Source organism: Uliginosibacterium sp. 31-16 (genome assembly GCF_030730865.1).
Lineage (GTDB): Bacteria > Pseudomonadota > Gammaproteobacteria > Burkholderiales > Rhodocyclaceae > Uliginosibacterium.
Map to the genome: position 1 here is coordinate 1,440,860 of NZ_JAVALZ010000001.1, position 16,084 is coordinate 1,456,943.

General features: G+C 61.9%; 17 protein-coding genes. 10 read left to right on the top strand and 7 right to left on the bottom strand.

The annotated features are described in order from the left end of the window. Window positions 1–18: 18 nt before the first annotated feature. Complete coding sequence (locus Q9Q94_RS06720; RefSeq protein WP_305979252.1) at window positions 19–918, bottom strand: fructosamine kinase family protein; 900 nt, start codon at window positions 916–918, stop codon at window positions 19–21. Continuing rightward, window positions 918–2,339 carry an argininosuccinate lyase gene (gene argH / locus Q9Q94_RS06725; RefSeq protein WP_305979253.1) on the bottom strand — a complete coding sequence of 474 codons (1,422 nt, stop codon included), beginning with the start codon at window positions 2,337–2,339 and terminating at the stop codon, window positions 918–920. The genes Q9Q94_RS06720 and argH overlap by 1 nt, the downstream gene beginning before the upstream one ends. 113 nt (window positions 2,340–2,452) lie before the next feature. Between argH and Q9Q94_RS06730 the strand changes: the two genes are divergently transcribed. Next, window positions 2,453–3,454, top strand: coding sequence for a sensor histidine kinase (locus Q9Q94_RS06730; protein WP_305979254.1), 1,002 nt, complete (start codon window positions 2,453–2,455; stop codon window positions 3,452–3,454). Next, the gene (locus Q9Q94_RS06735) at window positions 3,454–4,215 is read left to right on the top strand and encodes a LytTR family DNA-binding domain-containing protein (protein ID WP_305979255.1); all 762 of its coding nucleotides are present in this window, start codon (window positions 3,454–3,456) and stop codon (window positions 4,213–4,215) included. The genes Q9Q94_RS06730 and Q9Q94_RS06735 overlap by 1 nt, the downstream gene beginning before the upstream one ends. Window positions 4,216–4,526: 311 nt before the next feature. On the opposite strand, the gene Q9Q94_RS06740 is transcribed toward Q9Q94_RS06735, so the two are convergent. The 3 genes from Q9Q94_RS06740 to pyrE are packed head-to-tail and all read right to left on the bottom strand — an operon-like array spanning window position 4,527 to window position 7,903. Continuing rightward, the gene (locus Q9Q94_RS06740; RefSeq protein ID WP_305979256.1) at window positions 4,527–6,620 is read right to left on the bottom strand and encodes a molybdopterin-dependent oxidoreductase; all 2,094 of its coding nucleotides are present in this window, start codon (window positions 6,618–6,620) and stop codon (window positions 4,527–4,529) included. A 19-nt stretch (window positions 6,621–6,639) separates the two neighbouring features. Beyond that, window positions 6,640–7,263, bottom strand: coding sequence for a hypothetical protein (locus tag Q9Q94_RS06745; RefSeq protein ID WP_305979257.1), 624 nt, complete (start codon window positions 7,261–7,263; stop codon window positions 6,640–6,642). Window position 7,264: 1 nt separating this feature from the next. Beyond that, window positions 7,265–7,903 (bottom strand): orotate phosphoribosyltransferase, encoded by a 639-nt coding sequence (gene pyrE, locus Q9Q94_RS06750; RefSeq protein WP_305979258.1) that lies wholly within the window; start codon window positions 7,901–7,903, stop codon window positions 7,265–7,267. Window positions 7,904–7,935: 32 nt separating this feature from the next. Here pyrE and Q9Q94_RS06755 point away from each other — a divergent pair, with 32 nt between their 5' ends. From Q9Q94_RS06755 to Q9Q94_RS06790, 8 genes are all read left to right on the top strand, one after another. Next, the gene (locus tag Q9Q94_RS06755) at window positions 7,936–8,730 is read left to right on the top strand and encodes an exodeoxyribonuclease III (protein WP_305979259.1); all 795 of its coding nucleotides are present in this window, start codon (window positions 7,936–7,938) and stop codon (window positions 8,728–8,730) included. A 112-nt stretch (window positions 8,731–8,842) separates the two neighbouring features. Beyond that, complete coding sequence (locus tag Q9Q94_RS06760) at window positions 8,843–9,082, top strand: acyl carrier protein (RefSeq protein WP_305979260.1); 240 nt, start codon at window positions 8,843–8,845, stop codon at window positions 9,080–9,082. Next, window positions 9,075–10,328 carry a beta-ketoacyl synthase gene (locus Q9Q94_RS06765; protein WP_305979261.1) on the top strand — a complete coding sequence of 418 codons (1,254 nt, stop codon included), beginning with the start codon at window positions 9,075–9,077 and terminating at the stop codon, window positions 10,326–10,328. The genes Q9Q94_RS06760 and Q9Q94_RS06765 overlap by 8 nt, the downstream gene beginning before the upstream one ends. Then, the gene (locus tag Q9Q94_RS06770; protein ID WP_305979262.1) at window positions 10,325–11,317 is read left to right on the top strand and encodes a hypothetical protein; all 993 of its coding nucleotides are present in this window, start codon (window positions 10,325–10,327) and stop codon (window positions 11,315–11,317) included. Before Q9Q94_RS06765 ends, Q9Q94_RS06770 begins: the two co-directional genes overlap by 4 nt. Beyond that, window positions 11,314–12,162: a MipA/OmpV family protein gene (locus Q9Q94_RS06775; RefSeq protein ID WP_305979263.1), complete on the top strand. Its 849-nt coding sequence runs from the start codon at window positions 11,314–11,316 to the stop codon at window positions 12,160–12,162. The genes Q9Q94_RS06770 and Q9Q94_RS06775 overlap by 4 nt, the downstream gene beginning before the upstream one ends. Before the next feature lie 41 nt (window positions 12,163–12,203). Next, window positions 12,204–12,935 (top strand): 1-acyl-sn-glycerol-3-phosphate acyltransferase, encoded by a 732-nt coding sequence (locus tag Q9Q94_RS06780; protein ID WP_305979264.1) that lies wholly within the window; start codon window positions 12,204–12,206, stop codon window positions 12,933–12,935. Window positions 12,936–12,939: 4 nt separating this feature from the next. Beyond that, window positions 12,940–13,704 (top strand): glycosyltransferase family 2 protein, encoded by a 765-nt coding sequence (locus Q9Q94_RS06785; RefSeq protein WP_305979265.1) that lies wholly within the window; start codon window positions 12,940–12,942, stop codon window positions 13,702–13,704. An 11-nt stretch (window positions 13,705–13,715) separates the two neighbouring features. Then, complete coding sequence (locus tag Q9Q94_RS06790; RefSeq protein ID WP_305979266.1) at window positions 13,716–14,489, top strand: class I SAM-dependent methyltransferase; 774 nt, start codon at window positions 13,716–13,718, stop codon at window positions 14,487–14,489. A 74-nt stretch (window positions 14,490–14,563) separates the two neighbouring features. Here Q9Q94_RS06790 and Q9Q94_RS06795 read toward each other — a convergent pair whose 3' ends face one another. Together Q9Q94_RS06795 and fabG are read right to left on the bottom strand one after the other, a co-directional pair. Continuing rightward, window positions 14,564–15,196, bottom strand: a complete 633-nt coding sequence (locus tag Q9Q94_RS06795; RefSeq protein ID WP_305979267.1) for an outer membrane beta-barrel protein — start codon at window positions 15,194–15,196, stop codon at window positions 14,564–14,566. Window positions 15,197–15,324: 128 nt separating this feature from the next. Next, complete coding sequence (gene fabG / locus Q9Q94_RS06800) at window positions 15,325–16,044, bottom strand: 3-oxoacyl-ACP reductase FabG (RefSeq protein WP_305979268.1); 720 nt, start codon at window positions 16,042–16,044, stop codon at window positions 15,325–15,327. Between the last annotated feature and the right edge of the window lie 40 nt (window positions 16,045–16,084).

A 16,084-nucleotide genomic window follows, 5' to 3' on the forward strand; every position in this document is an offset into this window, starting at 1 on the left:
GCGTCTGCGGATCTGGCGTCAGCGCCCCAGTTCGCGGGCGAGCTGTCCGGCGAGCTTCAGGCTCTGGTTGAGATAGCCGCGACCGAACAGGTTCAGGTGATTGAGGATGTGATACAGGTTGTACAGCGCTTTGCGCCGTTCGTAATTCTCATGCAGGGGCAGGGCTGTGCGGTAAGCGGCATAGAAACCGAGCGGAAAGCCGCCGAAGAGTTCGCTCATGGCGACATCGGCCTCGCGGTCGCCAAAATGGCAGGCCGGATCGAACAACACCGGGGTGCCGTCCGGCAAGGCGCCGATATTGCCGCTCCACAAATCGCCGTGCAGCAGGCTGGGCCGGGGGTGGTAGTCGATGAACAGGCCCGGCGTCTTTTCGCAGATGCGTTCGCCATGCTGCTGCAATTCGCCTTTGAAGCCGTTACGTGCGGCCAGCGCGAATTGTGGCTGCAAGCGCTTCTGCACGAAGAATTGCGACCAGTTGTCGGTCTCGCCGTTGGTTTGTGGCGTACTGCCGATGAAGTTGTCCTGCGGCCAGCCGAAATGCTCGCCGGTGCAACGATGCAACTCGGCCAGAGCTTCACCGGCCCGGCGGGCCTCGGCATCACTGCGCAATGGCGCGATATCCAGCCACTCAAGGAGCAGGAAGGCGTGCCCATCTGCTTCGCCAAGACCCAGTACCGCCGGGGTTCTCAGGGCTGGGCAGCGCGACAGGGCGCGCAGGCCATCGGCTTCCGCCGCGAACATGGCCAGATCACCGGCAGGGCGGAGCTTGACGAAAACATCGCTGGTTGAACCGCCGAGTTTCAGTGTGGTGTTGATGTCACCACCGCTGATGGGTGTGATGCAGTCGATGCGGAAATCCATACCGATTGCGCTGCGAGCGCAGCCTTCAAGACTGGATCGCAGCGCTTCGCTGAGCATTACTTCGCCAGTCTTGCGCGTGCCCGCGCAATCGCTGCGCGCACCTGCTCCGGTGCGGTGCCACCGATGTGATTGCGCGAGGCCAGCGAGCCTTCCACGGTGAGCACGCCGAAGATGTCATCGGCGAGTCTGTCGGCGGCTCCCGGCACATGACCCATCGAGGTGCGCAGTTCGGCCAGCGACATGTCGGGCAGATCGCAGCCTTTGGTTTCGGCTGCGCGCACAGCCAGCGCCACGGCTTCGTGCGCGTCGCGGAAGGGCAGACCCTTCTTGACCAGATAATCAGCCAGATCGGTGGCAGTGGCGAAGCCGAGTTTGAGCGCTTCGCGCATGTTGTGCGCTTTCACCTTGATGCCGGTAATCATGTCGGCATAGATGCGCAGGGTGTCGATCATCGTGTCGGCGGCGTCGAAGATCGGTTCCTTGTCTTCCTGATTGTCCTTGTTGTAGGCCAGCGGCTGGCCCTTCATCAAAGTCAGCAGGGCGATCAGGTGACCATTCACGCGACCGGTCTTGCCACGCACCAGTTCGGGCACGTCCGGATTCTTCTTCTGCGGCATGATGCTGCTGCCGGTGGTGAAGCGGTCGGCCAGATCGATGAAGCCGAAGCGCGGGCTCATCCACAGGATCAATTCTTCGGACAGGCGTGACAGATGCATCATCGCCAGCGCCACGGCGGCGCAGAATTCGATGGCGAAGTCGCGGTCCGACACGGCGTCCAGCGAGTTCTCGCAGACTTCGTCGAAGCCCAGCTCGCGCGCGACGAATTCACGATCGATCGGATAGGTGGTACCTGCCAGCGCGGCAGAGCCCAGCGGCAGGCGGTTGGTGCGGCGGCGCACGTCGGCAAAGCGCTCGGCGTCGCGGCGCAGCATCTCGCTGTAGGCCATCAGGTGGTGGCCAAAGGTGACCGGCTGGGCGATCTGCAGGTGTGTGTGGCCGGGCAAGGGTGTGGCCGCGTGCTCTTCGGCAAGCTTGAGCAGGTTGGTCTGGAAATCGCCGATCAGCACCAGAATGCTGTCGATCGTGTCACGTAGCCACAGGCGGATGTCGGTGGCGACCTGATCGTTGCGTGAGCGGCCGGTATGCAGGCGTTTGCCGGCGTCACCGATCAGCGCGGTCAGGCGCTGCTCGATGTTCATGTGCACGTCTTCGCCGTCCAGCGTCCACACGAACTCGCCACGCTCGATTTCGCCGAGAATCTGCGCCATGCCACGCTCGATATCGGATAAATCCTGATTGCCAATGATCCCTTGTTTTGCCAGCATCCTGGCGTGCGCCAATGAACCGCGAATATCCTGCGCGGCCATGCGGCAATCGAAGAACACGGAAGCGGTGTAACGCTTGACCAGATCGGAGACGGGTTCGGAGAAGCGGCCAGACCAGGCGCCGGAAGCGTTGCCGGAGGATTTATCGGTCATAATCAGCAGATTGGTTCATCAATAACGGTTTGGGTGGCAGCTTGTCACGCAAGGGGAACATGGCGGCAGCACCGGAGAAGACGACAAGTATAAAGCAAGCACCAGAGCGCTCCGTGATTCCGGAGCGTTTGCGCGTGCCGGTGCCGGATTTCCGCAATCTCGGGGCGATCCTGCGCGTGCTGGGCTGCGGCAATCTGCTGATGTTGCTGACCGTACTGATCCGTACGCCGCATCTGCGTGAGTTTGTGTATCACATGACAGTGATGGTGGGGCGGGCCGAATTGCCGTTGATGGCTCTGTCTGGCTGGCTGTACTGGCTGGGGCCCTGGCTCAACCGGCTGCACTGGCGTGACCTGACCCTGATTACCGGCTGCATGGCTGTGGCGCTGGCGATCATCTTCCAGACCTGGATCCTGCCCGCGGTGGATGCCGATGCCTATTTGCGCGGCTTGCTGTGGGCGGCAGGCAGTTCAGTAGCCGTGATGGCGTATTTCCGCTGGCGGCAGATCTCGCAGATGCCGGCGCTGGGGGAGGCACGCATCCTGGCGCTGACGGCGCGTATCCGCCCGCATTTTTTCTTCAACTGCATCAATGGCGTGCTTGGGGTAATGCGCTCTGAGCCCAAGCGCGCCGAGCAGGCACTGGAGTCGATGGCCGAGCTGTTTCGCGAACTGATGCGTGACAGCCGCGAACTGGTGCAGCTGTGCGATGAAATCGAGCTGTGCAACCGTTATCTGGAGCTGGAGCGATTGCGCCTGGGGGACCGTCTGAATGTGAAGTGGGAGCTCAAGCATGCGCCGCTCAACGCCCAGGTTCCGCCGCTCATGCTGCAACCCCTTCTCGAGAATGCGGTATGTCACGGTATAGAGCCAAACCCGGAGCCGGGACGCATCCTGGTGCGTATCATCCGGCGTGGCAATATGCTCGACATGCGTATCAGCAATCCGCTCTGTCCGGGGGGCGGCCGGCGTGCTGGCGGAAACCGCATGGCGCTGAACAACATCCGGGAACGATTGGCGCTGTTTTTTGATATGGAAGCTACCCTCTCTACTGAAGAGCAGGATGGCGAATTCAGGGTGCGGGTGCGCATCCCGCTGCGAAAAGAGGAGAAGTAATGGAAACGACGTCGCTGGCAATCCTGATCGTGGATGACGAGGCCCCCGCGCGCGAGCGCCTGCGTGACCTGCTCGGCGATATTGCCGGCGAGCAGCCCAACCGCGTGGTCGGCATGGTGGGGAACGGGCTGGAGGCCCTGCGTCTGCTTGAAACCACGCCGGTTGATGTGATCCTGGTGGACATCCGCATGCCGGCCATGGACGGCATCGAGTTCGCCCAGCATGCCGCCTTGCTCAAGCCGGCGCCGCCGATCATCTTCGTCACGGCCTACGATGAGCACGCCGTGCAGGCCTTCGAACTGAACGCCATCGACTACCTGCTCAAGCCGGCCCGTGCCGACCGCCTCGCCGCTGCCTTGCAGAAGGCCCGGCACGCCACACCGGTTACCCGCGAGGCGCTCGACACCATTGCCGAACCGCGCCGCCACCTCACCTGCAGCGAGCGCGGCAAGATCCATCTGATTCCCATTGCCGACGTGCTGTATCTGAAGGCCGAGCTCAAGTACGTCACTGCTCGCACCGCTGGTCGCGAATACCTGCTCGAAGAGTCGCTGGTCCAGCTGGAGCAGGAATTTGCCGAGCGCTTCGTGCGTATCCACCGTAACTGCCTCGTTTCCCGCTCCGCTGTCGTCGGCTTCGAGCGTTCGGTGGGGGAGGATGGTGGCGAAGGTTACTGGAGCGTACGCCTGAATGGGCTGGACGAGCTGCTGCCAATCAGTCGTCGGCAGTGGGCCAACGTCCGCGCCGTGCTGGGCGACTGAAAAATCGGCATAAGCCTGCTGCGCGACGCAATCTCGAAGCTCCAGTGCTCAAGCTACTCACGTAGCTATCCGCTCCTCGCTTCGACCTTGCGCCGCTCGCTACGGCTTCTGCACGATTTCCGGGCCTGAACCGGGGTTAGGCAAATCCCGGGAGAGTGTTCTGCTCAGGCGAAAGATGGCTGAAGAGCCGCTTTGGCGGCCGATCTTGCGTGGGTATGCCTGAAAAACCAGCAAGGGCCAAGGTCTTCGCTGGGCGTGCTTGCAGAGCCTTGCTGATGGCGGGTGTACAGGCAGGAGTGGGTGCTGCTCTGTCAGGCTACGTCGGCCGTGACTTCCACCAGACAATCATAGAAGGTCGCGCTGCCGCCCATGTCGGCCAGTGCCTGCGAGGTGACGGCGTTGGCGTTGCAGCCATCGCCGGAGAGCTTCTGCCACCAGATCGAGGGCGCGCTGACCACGCCTTCCCGTACGCCCGGCGTTTCCGCATTCACGCGCAATGTGGCGTGGAAGGCGCCACGGGCGTTGAAGATGCGTACGCGCTGCCCGGTCGTGAGGCCGCGCGCGGCGGCGTCAGACGGGTGCATGTCCAGCCAGGGCTTGCCTTCGGCCTCGCGGAAGCGAGGCAGGTTGGCGAAGCTGGAATTGAGAAAGTGGCGTGAAGGCGGACTGATGAAGGCCAGCGGGTATTTTTCTGCGAGTTCAGGATTGCTGCGCGGGCCTTCGCGAGGGGGCACGTAATGCGGCAGCGGGTCGATACCCTGATGCGCCAGCGTGTCGGAGTAGAACTCGCATTTGCCGGAGGGCGTGGGGAAGCCACCTTCGGCAAAGGGTGCAAAGGGCGTTGGCACGTCAAGACGCTGCCAGCCCTGTTCGCGCAGGATGGCCGGGTCGATATTGCCACTGCGCGGATGGTCGGCGCGGAAAGCCTGCGCGCCGATCTGCTCGTCTGTTTCCGTGAAGCATGGATCGCTGAAACCCATGCGCCGCGCCAGTTCGCGAAATACCCAGGTGTTCGGCCGTGCTTCGCCCAGCGGGGCAATGGCTGGCTGGTTCACCATCACGTTGAGATGGCCGTAGGATTTGTGGATGTCCCATTGTTCCAGCTGGCTGGTGGCGGGCAGCAGGATGTCGGCGAAGTCGGCCGTATCGGTCTGGAACAGCTCATGCACGACCACGAACAGGTCGTCGCGGGCAAAGCCGGCGCGGACCTTGTTGGAGTCCGGCGCCACGGCGACCGGATTCGAGTTGTACACCATGATGGCGCGGATGGCCGGATCGCTGGCTTCGAGCAGAGCGTCGCCTATCGCGCTCATGTTGATGTGGCGTGGCGGGAAGCGCTGGTCGTAGGGATACAGGTCGGGCCGCTCCAGCGCGTGGCTGTCGGCACCGTAAGTGCCGGAGGTGGAGAGCAGGATGCCGCCGTGGGCCCAGCGCCAGTGGCCGGTGAGCGCCGGCAGGCAGGCAATTGCGCGCATCGCGGCGCCGCCACCGGCGCAGCGATTCAGTCCGTAATTGACGCGAATCGCCGCCGGGCGGCCTTCCTGGCCGTATTCGCGGGCGAGCTGCTCGATATCCTGAGCCGCGAGGCCGGTTTCGGCAGCGGCGCGTTCCGGTGTCCAGTCATGCACACGGCGTTTGAGGACGGCATAACCGGTGGTGTAGCGGGCGATGTAGTCTTCGTCGCAGAGGCCGTCGCGGATCAGCACATGCATGATTGCCAGTGCCAGGGCGGCATCGGTGCCAGGCAACGGGGCGAGGTGCCAGTCCGATTTTTCGGCGGTGAGACTGCGTGCGGGGTCAATGCACACGACACGGGCGCCCTTGCGTTTGGCCTCGACGATGCGTGCCCACAGATGCAGATTGGAAACGACCGGGTTGCTGCCCCAGATCAGGATGTAGGGCGCGTTGGCAAAGGCTTCGGGGTCGGTGCCAAAAGTGGCGCCGATGGTGGCCTTGTAGCCGAGGTAGCCGGCTTCGGCACAGATCGTACGATCCAGAAAGCTGGCACCAAGGCGATGAAAAAAGCGCCGGTCCATCGAACTGCCCTGCACCAGACCCATGGTGCCCGCATAGCTGTAGGGCAGGATGCTGCGCGGATCGGTGGCGGCAAGCTGGCGGAACTTTTCGGCAATGGTATCCAGCGCCAGCTCCCAGCTGATGCGCTCGAAGCGCCCTTCCCCTTTCTTGCCGGCCCGCTTCATCGGGTGCAGAAGGCGTTGGTCGGAGTAGGTGCGTTCTTCGTAGTGAGCGACCTTGGCGCAGAGGGTGCCGCGCGTGATCGGGACGTCAATAGCGCCCTGAACCTTGATGGCACGGCCGTCCTCAACCGTGATTTGCATGGCACAACTGTCCGGACAGTCGTGCGGACAGACTGCGCGGACGGTATGACGTGAGTTCGGGCTCATGATGCCCCCTTGCAGTGAATTAGCGCACCGAAGCGCCAGTCAGCACCATGTAGCGGTTGCGATCGGCCTCGAAGCGGGCGCGCAACTGGTCGATTTCGCGTTGCTTGGCGGCGATGACGGAGCGGATGGCTTCCAGTTCCGAGGTGTTGATGCTGATGTTTTCAGCCAGGGTTTTGGGGAAGCTGCCTTTGGCGGGGCGGCTCTTGTCGAGTTTGGCCTGCTGCACCAGCAGGTCGGCCTCGCGAGCGCGGGCGGCTTTCAGCTCGCCTTCGACGTTGCCGATATCGCGGTCACGCCGGCGGTCCAGTTCGCTGACGCTGGCATAGGAGTCGAGCAACACCTGATCGCGCCGGCGAGCTTCTGCTTCTTTGGCGATACGGTCGCGCTGGGCGCGCAGCTCTGCATCTTTTTTCGCACGCTGCTCGGCGGTCAGGGGGGCTTCTACCTCGCGAACCACGCGTCCACCGAGAATTTCCGCATAAGCACGGTCAAAGCAGACCTGTGGCAGGCTGTCGCCGCAGGTCCGGCGGCCCTGCGCGTCATTGCAGCAGAAAGAGCGTGTTTGTCCGGGAGCGTTCGCTTGCCCATGCACGGGCAAAACCGTCAGCAGGCTTAGCAGGAACAGAGCACGCATCAGTCTCATGTCAGCTCACTCCGTAGGTTTGCCGGTAGGCCCGGACGGCCGGCAGGAAGGTGGCAAGACGAGCATCATCCGCGATGAAGCCCATCAGGTCATCAAGGTTGGTCACTGCAACGACCGGTACGCCGAAAGTGTCGCGAACTTCCTGTGCGGCGCTTTTCTCGCCGGTGCCGCGTTCCATGCGATCAATGGCGATGATTACGCCGGCCAGTTCGGCTCCGCTGGCGCGGATGATTTCCACGGATTCGCGCACCGAAGTGCCTGCTGATATTACATCATCGACCACGATGACCCGGCCTTTCAGCGGGGCGCCCACCAGTGTGCCGCCCTCGCCATGGTCCTTGGCTTCCTTGCGATTGAAGCAGAACGGGATGTTGCGCCCTTGTGCGGCCAGTTGCATGGCCGTGCCAGCGGCCAGAGGTATCCCCTTGTAGGCGGGTCCGAACAGCGTATCGAAGGCAATGCCGGAAGCTCGGATGGCCTGAGCATAGTAGTCGCAGAGTTCGGCGAAGGATGCACCATCATCAAACAGGGCCGTATTGAAGAAATAGGGAGACAGACGGCCCGCCTTGGTTTTGAATTCACCAAAGCGCAAAGCTCCTTTGCGTTCTGCGAGGGCGAGAAACTTGCGGCTAAAATCCACGGTAATTATCGATAGCAAGGAAAACGCCAAGGATGTTACGCGTCATCACTCTCAACCTCAACGGCATCCGCTCCGCCGCGACCAAAGGCTTCTATGAATGGCTTGCCACCCAGGATGCCGATATCGTGTGTCTGCAGGAGGTCAAGGCGCAGGAAGCGGATCTGACTGCAGCCATGCTTAATCCGCCTGGCTGGCATGGTTATTTTCACTGTGCCGAAAAGAAGGGTTACAGCGGTGTGGCCATTTATGCACGACGCAAGCCGGCGGCTGTTGCCAGCGGTATTGGCGTGGCCGAGTTTGATGTTGAAGGACGCTACATCCAGGCCGATTTCGACTTGCCTGGCGGTCCTTTGTCGGTGGTGTCTCTGTATCTGCCCTCCGGATCCAGTTCCGAGGAGCGCCAGCAGGCCAAGTTCCGCTTCATGGCCGAATTCGCCCCGCGCATGGATTTTCTGCGCGCGAGCGGGCGCGAGGTTATCGTTTGTGGTGACTGGAATATCGCCCACCGCGAAGCCGACCTGAAGAACTGGAAAAGCAACCAGAAGAACTCCGGATTCCTGCCTGAGGAGCGGGCCTGGTTGGGGGGGCAACTCGATGCGGGCTGGGTGGACGTGTATCGCCGGCTTGAACCCGATGCGACCGATGCCTGCTACACGTGGTGGAGCAATCGGGGCCAGGCCTGGGCCAAGAACGTGGGCTGGCGTCTGGATTACCAGCTTGCCACGCCGCTCATTGCCGCCCAGGCCAGGCAGGCTGCGGTCTACAAGGCGCAGAGGTTTTCCGATCATGCCCCGCTGAGCATTGATTACCTCTTTCCGGTCGCTTGAAACTGCCGTCCATGCAACAAACCGGCTATAGCCTGCATTTGCTGCGCAAGAGTTCAACCGGGCAAGTCCCGGCTGGATTAAAATCGCTCAACTTTGCCTTGCTGGGTTTGCCATGGATACGCTTGAACTGCTGCGCGACTTCATCAAACGTCGGGTCGCCAATCCGCCTGAAGAAATCACGCTGGAGAGCCGGCTCGAAGATGTTGGAGTCGACTCCCTGACGTTGCTCGATCTGATGTTCGACATGGAAGACAAGTTCGGCGTGCGCATGCCGGATGATCTGCCACGCCCCGAAACCGTGGGGGAACTGATCGCGATCTTCGAAAAGCTCAAGCCCGCGACCAATGAGTAATCCCGGCCGCCGCCGTGTGGCGGTGACTGGCGTAGGGCTGGTCAATCCCTTTGGCGGGGATGCGCAGGATTTCTTCGCTCGCCTGATGCGTGGCGAGTCTGCAGTGCGTCTTTATCACCACCCCGCTTCACCCTCGCCGCTCGCCCAACCTGCGGTGAGTTGTCCCCATTTCGACCCGGAGCTTGTGCTGGGCCGACCGCTGGCGGGGGTAATGGATCGTTACAGCCAGCTTGGCGTGGCGGCCGCGTTCTCTGCGTGGGACGATGCCGGCTTGCCGCGTCAAGGGGCTGGCTCCGATGAGTATGGTGTGTCCTGGGGAACGGGCGTCGGCGGGACGCTGACCTTCGAGCGTGGGTACACCGACTTTTATGTCCACGGCAAGGACCGCGCTCACCCGCTTTCCATCGTGCTGGCGATGAACAATGCCGCTGCTTCTCATGTAGCGATTTCGCTGGGGCTGGGCAGTGCCTGCCTGACCTACTCTGTGGCGTGTGCCTCGTCGGCCGTTTCCATCGGTGAGGCAATGCGACGCATCCAGGCTGGTGAGTCGCAACTGGTGGTGGCCGGAGGTTCCGAGGCGCCACTGTCGTTCTCTGTCATGCGGGCTTGGGAGGCCATGCGGGTGGTTGGACAGGGGAATGAAGAGACGGCCTACCGTGCCTGTCGTCCCTTCCAGAACGGGCGGACCGGATTGGTGCTGGGTGAGGGTGGAGCGGCCCTGATCCTTGAAGACTGGGAGCATGCCGTGGCACGTGGCGCACGGATTTACTGTGAACTGGCCGGTTACGGACAAAGCTGTGACCACTCCCATCTGGTCAAGCCTGATGCCTATGGGCAGACCCGGGCGATGAAGCTAGCGTTGCGTGAGGCCGGACTGGCGCCGGAAGAGATTGGCTACGTGAATGCCCATGGCACGGCGACGCGCGAGGGAGATCCGACCGAAATCGACGCCGTGCGCCAGATATTCGGTGCGCATGCGGAAAACCTGCTGGTCAGCGCAACCAAGTCCATGCATGGTCATCTGCTGGGGGCAACGGGAGCCATGGAAGCCCTGATTACGGTGCTCGCATTGGCCCGGGGCGAAGTACCGCCAACCGCGCACCTCGACGACGTTGCCGCCGACTGTACCGGCGTACGGCATGTCATGGGAGCTGGACTGCGTGACGTTCCGCTCAAGGCTGCCCTGTCCAATTCCTTTGCATTCGGCGGCAGCAATGCCGTGCTGGCATTCAAGGCGGCAGCGTGAGCGTTCAGCATCCTTTGCGCATTCTTGATCTGCAGAGTCTGGCTCCGCGCGATGCCGGAGAAGATCTGCTGGGGGCGGTGATCTATGGCGCGCCGCAGACACTGGAGGCGGCGGCAGTCGGCGTGCCTTTGCGGGTACTGCCGGCGGGAGGGCGTACCTGTACCACCTGGTTGTCGCCGGGACCTTTTGTCGAAGGGCACACAGGCGAACTGAACTGGCGGCACAACGAACATCTGCTGTTTGGCAGCATCAGTTTGCGCGAAGCAGGGCAGAGCACTCTCCAGCAGGTCAGCCATCAAGCCTATGCTGCCGTATTTGAAACGCTCCGCCTGACCGGGTTCCCGTATTTGGCCCGCTGCTGGAATTATCTGCCACGCATCAATCTGGATGGCGGCGGGCTCGAACGCTATCGCCAGTTCAACATCGGCCGGCAGGACGCCTTCATCGCCGCCGAACAGGCCTGGTTGGCGGGAGCCCCGTCGGCATGTGCGCTGGGGACTGCCGAAGGTGATCTGGTCCTGTACTTCCTGGCTTCGCGGGTGTTGCCGCAGGCCATCGAAAACCCGCGTCAGATCAGCGCCTACCGTTATCCGGAGCGCTATGGTCCGCGTAGTCCGACCTTTTCGCGAGCCAGTCTGCTGGCCTTGCCGGGGCAGGAGGTGCTGTTCATTTCCGGCACGGCGAGCATCGTCGGACATGAAAGTCTGCATCGTGACAGCGTCGTGGCGCAGACCGAAGAGACATTGCGCAATATTGCCGTGGTGGTGGAGCAAGCCAACCTCAAATCCGGAATTGGTGGCTTCAGCAGCCGTGAGCTGATCCTGAAGGTGTTTGTACGTCATGCTGAGGACATCCCTGTCGTGGCTCAGGTACTGAGGACTCAGCTGGGGCCGGATCTTGATGTGATTTATTTGCAGGCGGATATCTGCCGTGCCGAACTGCTGGTGGAAATCGAAGCGTTCGGTTTTCGCGATGAGGAAAGAAAATGAGCATTTCCCGCCTGTGGAGTCCGTTTTTTCTGTCCCTGCTGTTTTCTTTGCCTGTGCAGGCCGAGCAGGTGCCGCGCTGGGAACTGGGGATGGGCGCGGGTGGTGTGAGCATGCCGGATTACCGGGGCTCGGATGAAACGCGCAGCTACCTGCTGCCTTTTCCCTATGTGGCCTATCGTTTCGAGTGGCTCAAGGCTGATCGCAACGGCGTGCGCGCCACCCTGTTCGACTCCGACCGGGTCGAACTGAACATGAGCCTGGGCGCCACGCCACCGGTACGCAGCAAGAACAATCATGCACGTGAAGGCATGCCTGACATCAAGCCGATGATCGAATTCGGCCCGTCCATGGATTTCAGCCTGTGGCGCAGTGAGGACAAGAGCAAGCGGCTGAACCTGCTACTGCCAGTGCGTGCCGCGATCGAAGCGCGCAGCAATCCGCGCTCTGCCGGCTGGGTGTTCACGCCCAAGCTGAATTTCGATATTTCCGGTATTGGCATGCCGGCAGGCTCGAAGGAAGGCTGGAATCTGGGGCTGGTGGCAGGCCCCTTGTTTGCGGACAAACGCCAGAATGCCTATTTTTATACGGTCGATGAGCAGTATGCGCGTCCGGACCGTCCGGCCTATCAGGCACGTGCCGGTTATGCCGGCACGCAGTTCCTTGCCTCGCTGTCGCGCCGCTACGGCAAGGCCTGGGTCGGAGCCTATGCACGTTACGACAATCTGCGTGGGGCGGTGTTCGAGGACAGCCCGCTGGTCAAGCGCTCGTCCTATGTAACGTATGGACTGGCCTTCACCTGGACTTTTGCTCAATCATCCGAGATGGTTGAAGTGGGTGGCGACTGAGAGTGATGATGTTGTCCGGTCTTTTTTCCCCGCTGCGCCGGGTGCACTCCTTCCTTGCCTTGCGTCTGGGTCTTGGCACCCTGGCGCTGGGCTGTCTGGTGTGGACCCTGTTTTCCCTGCCACTGACCTTCGTGCTGTCCCGTCGTCAGGGGATCTGGTTGGGGCGCTGGGTGGCCTGTCTGGGTTTCCGGCTGTATCTGGGGTTTCTGTGGTTGACGGGGGTCGGGCGTTTCGATCTCAAGGCGCTGGACGAGCTGCGCGATGCCGGACCACTCATCATTGCCCCGAATCACCCGGGCCTGCTGGATGCCGTGATGGTCATCTCGCGTCTGCCCAATGTGGCCTGCGTGCTCAAGGCCAGCCTTCTGGATAACGTGCTGTGGGGCGCTGGTTCGCGCCTGGCCGGCTATGTGCGTAACGACTGGTTCATCGGTTCGATCAATCTGGCCGTGGCTGACTTGCAGCGAGGCAGTCAGTTGTTGCTGTTTCCGGAAGGCACGCGTACCGAAAATCCTCCGCGGCTCAATGATTTCCGGGCCGGCGTGGCCTATGTGGCACATCGTGCCGGAGTGCCGATCCAGACCGTCCTGATCGAACAGGACACGCGTTTCCTGGGCAAGGGCTGGCCCCTGTTCAAACGTCCCGATATGCCGATGCGTTTCCGGGTGCGATTGGGGAGGCGTTTTGAAGCGCCATCCAGCCCGGAAGCTTTCACTCACACCTTGCAAGACTATTTCGAGCAAGAGTTGAATCCCGCAAATCAAAGCACCTGAACCGATGCCCGTCAGCTCCACTAGCCATCTCGTCCTGATCCCCAGTTACAACCCCGGCGCCAAGGTGCTGGAAACCGTGCGTGCCGCACGGGCCCAATGGGAGCCCGTGTGGGTCGTGGTCGATGGCAGCACTGATGGCACGACGGATGCCCTGCTTGATCTGGCCAATGATGATCCTGGCCTGCATGTGCTGGTGCTGCCGGAGAATCGCGGCAAGGGCGCCGCCGTGCTGTACGGCCTGGATGAAGCCAGCCGGCATGGCTTCACGCATGCCCTGACCATGGATTCGGATGGCCAGCATCCGGCAGACCTGATTCCCGCCTTCATGGCAGCCTCACAGGCCGCACCGGCTTGCATGGTGCTGGGTGTGCCGGTGTTCGACGCCAGTGCGCCAGCCCTGCGCGTGAAGGGCCGCAAGATTTCCAACTGGTGGGCCAATCTCGAAACCCTGTGGATGGGCATCGGCGATTCGCTCTACGGATTTCGCGTCTATCCGGTTGGGCCGTTGCGGGCCGTCATGCGTGGCCAGCGCTGGATGCGGCGTTTCGATTTCGACCCGGAGGCGGTCGTGCGTCTGTGCTGGCGCGGTGTGCGACCGGTGAATCTGGCGGCTCCGGTCAAATACCTGAGCGCGGATGAAGGGGGCGTTTCCCACTTCAATTACTGGCGCGACAACCGTCTGCTTACCTGGATGCATATCCGTCTGATGTTCGGCTTCGCCTTACGCCTGCCCGTGCTGGCATTTCACAAACTGTTTCCATATTCCTGATCAGGATTTCCATGTCTACCAATCCGCAAGTCCAGCCTGCCAATGCGCCGCACGTTCCGCTGACCGACTACTACGCCAGCGAACAGGAGCGCGCCGGCTTCGTACGCGAGATGTTTGACAGTACGGCGGAGGATTACGACCGTATGGAGCACATCCTCGGTTTTGGCACCGGACCGACCTATCGCGGCGAGGCGCTGGAGCGTGCGGGTCTCAGGGCTGGCATGCGGATTGTTGATGTCGGCACCGGCACCGGTCTGGTCGCCCGCGAAGCAGCGCGCATTACCGGAGATGTGGCCCTGGTGATTGGCGTGGACCCCAGCCCCGGCATGATGGCCGCGGCAAAACTGCCTGCCGGACTGCAGCTGGTTGAAGGCCGCGCCGAAGCGATCCCCTTCCCCGACGCCAGTTTCGACTTCCTGTCGATGGGCTACGCACTTCGCCACATCAGTGATCTGTCGGTCGCTTTCAAGGAGTTCCATCGCGTCATGAAACCGGGCGCGAAGCTTTGCCTGCTGGAGATTACCTGTCCGGAATCCACGCTGGGGCGCTTCCTGCTCAAGATCTACATGAAGGGCATCGTGCCGATGCTGGCCTATGTCGTCGGTCGCCAGAAGCAGGGCACCAGCAAGCTGTGGCGTTACTACTGGGACACCATCGAAGCCTGTGTGCCACCGAAGCAGGTGGTTGCCACACTCGAGGCTGCCGGTTTCGTCATGGCACGTCGGCACATCGAGCACAAGGGCCTGTCGATTCTGGCCGAGTACCAGGCGACCAAGCTGGAGTAAGGCTTGCCCTTGCCAGCCGGAAAAAAAGCCCGTCAGTTATTGCTGACGGGCTTTTTCATGAGGATGGCTGGCGATCAGAAACGCCCTTCGACGCCCGCGTACATCAGGCCGTAATCGGCCGATTTTGAGAAGCTCGCGCCGTCGGCACGCTCGATCTCATATTTGGCGCCGCCAAAGTGCTCATAGGCCAGGCGAACCGCGAAGTTCTTGCTGGCATGCCAGCGAGCGCCCACACCGCCGGACACGACGATCTTGCGCGTTGTTTTGTCTGGCAGGGACGAGCAGTACAGATCCTCACAGTGATATTTCTGCGAGACGATGCCGGGGCCGATTTTCGCGTCGATGCTGAACTTGTCACCCAGCGGAAGAATGCCGACTACATTGAGGCCGAACGCCTTGGCTGCCAGCGAGTCGCTGACGCTGTAACCATCCCAGTCACGGCCCGAGGCGACATACTTGCCGAAATCGATGTAGCTGGCTTCGACAGCGACATGTTTGTTGAAGGCATAGCCACCGTACACGATAAAGGCGGCATTGCTGTCTTCCTTCTTGTCGACCGTCACGTAGTCGGCGAAGGTCTGTGACAGGCGCTCGGCGGCGTTGGAGCGGGTCATGCCTCCGCCAATCCCGAGATACACCTCGGCAGATGCAACTGAACTCAGCAGCGACAGGCCGGCCGCAGCCAGCGCGAATTTGGTGCTTTTCAAGACAAAGACCCCCGGAAAATGGATTTTCAGCGCAAGCGGTTGGGTGCGCAGGCCGGATTCTAGGGGAGGCGCCCGGCGACAAGTTGACGAGCATTCAAGTCAGTGCCCGAATGCCCGGAAGGGCAGTGTCAGATCATCCCGCCGTTGATGGAGATGACCTGTCCGGTGATGTAGGCCGCGGCGTCGGAAGCGAGGAAGGCGACCAGTTCGGCGACCTCTTCCGGCTGGCCGGCGCGTTTCATCGGCACCAGTTGCTTGATCGCGTCGGCATCAAAGACATCTTTCGTCATGTCCGAGGTGATGATGCCTGGCGCCACGGCGTTGACCGTGATGTTGCGGCTGGCCAGTTCCAGTGCCAGCGATTTGCTCGCAGCGTGCAACGCGCCCTTGGCGGCCGAGTAATTCACCTGGCCGCGGTTGCCGGTGATGCCGGCTATCGACGAGATGCTGATGATGCGGCCCCAGCGCGCGCGGATCATCGGCATGGTGAGCGGCTGGGTCACATTGAAGAAGCCGTTGAGGGATACGTCGAGCACGCTGTCCCACTGTGCACGGCTCATGCCGGGGAAGACGGCATCGTCGTGAATGCCGGCGTTGTTAACCAGAATCTGGATCGGACCTGCCTGCAGAGCCTCTTCCAGCGCGGATTGCGTGGCTTCCCCATCGCAGATGTCGAACTGCAGCGCCTCTGCGGACAGACCCTCTGCACACAGGCTCTGCGCAAGGCTCTGCGCGGCATCGAGATTCTTGTTGGCGTGAATGATGACGTGCAGGCCGCAGCGGGCAAGCTTGCGGCAGATGGCCGCGCCAATGGCGCCACTGCCACCGGTAACGAGCGCGCGTTTCATGACCGTACTCCTGTGATGTGAGGTCGGCGCAGCCTTCGGT